The organism is Mesorhizobium sp. M2C.T.Ca.TU.002.02.1.1 (assembly GCF_003997225.1).
Genome location: NZ_RZTO01000875.1, coordinates 1 through 2,463, shown reverse-complemented (window position 1 = coordinate 2,463; position 2,463 = coordinate 1). Strand labels below are relative to the sequence as shown.

Below are 2,463 nucleotides of genomic sequence, written 5' to 3'. Positions count from 1 at the left end.
GTGTTCGTGAAGCTCGGCCGCCGCAACAACGGCATGGTCGAGATCGTCGAGGGCCTCAAGGATGGCGACCAGGTCGTCACCGCCGGCCAGAACCGGCTTTTCAACGGCATGTCGGTTGCCGTCGACAATACCATCGACCCCAGCAAATCGGCGAACAAGCAGGTTCAGCAATGAGCTTTTCCGACCTCTTCATCCGTCGGCCGGTGCTCTCGACGGTGCTGGCTTGCATGATCCTGCTTCTGGGCTTCCAGGGCATCTTCGGCCTGTCGATCCGCCAGTATCCGAAGGTTGACGAGACGGCGATCACCATCACCACGGCCTATCCGGGCGCCAGCGCCGACCTGATCCAGGGCTTTATATCGGCCCCGATCGCGCGCGCCGTCGCCTCGACCGAAAATATCGACTACGTCACCTCGTCCAGCCGTCCGTCCTCGAGCACGGTCACGGTGCAGATGAAGCTCGGCTCCAATCCGGACGTCGCGCTCGCCGAGGTGTTGTCCAAGGTCCAGGGCGTGCGCGGCACCTTGCCGGACGCCTCCAAGGATCCGGTCATCGTCAAGGGCACCGGGCAGCAATTCGCGATGATGTACATCTCGATGCAGAACCCGAAGATGACGAAGGAGCAGCTGACCGAATATATCGAGCGCGTCATCCGGCCTCGCATCTCGACCGTGGAAGGCGTCGCCGACGTCCAGATCTTCGGCGCCCAGGAATATTCCATGCGCATCTGGATCGACCCGATCCGGCTCGCCGCGCGTGGCGCCACGGCCGTGGACGTGCTGACCGCGATCAACAACTCGAACTTCCTGTCGGCGCCCGGCAACACCCAGAACGAATATGTGGTCTCCTCGATCACCGTGCATTCGACCTTGCAGACGCCAGAGGCCTTCGCCCAGCTCCCGATCCGCTCGACGAACGGCGAGGTCGTGCGCCTGCGCGACGTAGCCCGTGTCGAGCTCGGCGCGGAGAACACCGACACCAGGGTGAGCTTCAACGGCAAGCCGGGAACCTTCCTGGCCATCTTCCCGACGCCGGCGGCCAACCCGCTGACGACGGCGGCGGCGCTGACCAAGCTCGTACCGCAGATCCAGGACACGCTGCCGAAAGGCATGACGATCGAGATCGTCTACGACGCCACCGGCCAGATCAGCGCCTCGATCGAGGAGGTGTTCAAGACCATCGGCGAGGCCGTCGCCATCGTCGTCGTGGTCATCCTTCTGTTCCTGGGCTCGTTCCGCTCGGTGATGATGCCGATCGTCACCATCCCGCTGTCGCTGATCGGCGTCTGCTTCCTTTTGTTCGCGGTCGGCTACTCGATCAACCTCCTGTCGCTGCTGGCCATGGTGCTGGCGATCGGCCTTGTCGTCGACGACGCCATCGTGGTGGTGGAGAACATCCATCGCCACATGGAGGAGGATCACATGTCTCCGATGCAGGCGGCATTCAACGGCATGCGCGAGATCGCGACGGCCATCGTCGCCATGACCATGACGCTGGCCGCGGTCTTCGCGCCGCTCGCCTTCACCGGCGGCCTGACCGGCGCGCTGTTCCGAGAATTCGCGGTCACCCTGGCGGGCTCCGTCGTGCTGTCGGGTCTCATCGCCATCACCATCACGCCGATGATGTCGGCGCGTTTGCTGAAGCCGGGCCAGCAAGGCCGCTTCCAGCGCATCGTCGACGGCACGTTCACCCGCGTCGAGCACGCCTATGAGCGGGCGGTCACCGCTTCGCTCAGGAACCGGCCGGTGACGCTGATCATCGTCGTCGCGCTGGTCGCCCTCACCGGCTTCATGTTCACAAAGACCTCGACCGAGCTCGCGCCGGAAGAAGACCAGGGCTTCCTGCTGTCGCTGGTGACCGCGCCCCGCTATGCCACGTCGGATTACACCGAAACCTATGTCAACCAGATCCTGGGGCTCGTGAAGGACATCCCGGAGACCCGGGCGCAGTTCTCGGCCGTCGCCTTCGGCGGCGCCACCAACAGCGCCTTCGTCGGTTTTGCCTTCAAGGATTGGGCGGACCGCAAGCGCAATTCGAAGGAACTGCAGGCCGACATCACCGCACGGCTCGCCAAGGTCGCCGGCGTTCAGGCCTTCGTCTTTGCACCGCCGACGCTGCCTGGTTCCGGCGGCGGCCTGCCGATTTCCATGGTCGTGCGCTCCACCGGCGACCCCTCGGAAGTCTTCGACCAGGCGGAGAAGATCAAGAACAAGGCGCAGGCCTCGGGCCGCTTCATCGTCGTGCAGAACTCGATGGCCTACGATGCGCCGCAGGTGACCGTCACCATCGACCGCGAGCGCGCGGCGGCGTTGAACCTGCCGATCGCCGATATCGGCAACACGTTGACGCTGCTTGTCGGCGGCGCCGAGGTGGCGCAGTTCGATCGTGATTCCAACAGCTACGACATCATCCCGCAGGTGCCGCAGGAGTTCCGCGACAATCCCGAGAAGCTCGGCGAATATT

The 2,463-nt window shown here is 64.3% G+C and carries 1 protein-coding gene and 1 pseudogene; both read left to right on the top strand.

The window, feature by feature from the left end; genetic code table 11:
• Positions 1-174 (top strand): annotated as a pseudogene (locus tag EOD07_RS38755) (efflux transporter periplasmic adaptor subunit); the annotation flags it as partial.
• A partial coding sequence (locus tag EOD07_RS30770; protein ID WP_164772709.1) for an efflux RND transporter permease subunit occupies positions 171-2,463 on the top strand: 2,293 nt, incomplete at its 3' end. The pseudogene EOD07_RS38755 and the gene EOD07_RS30770, both read left to right, overlap by 4 nt.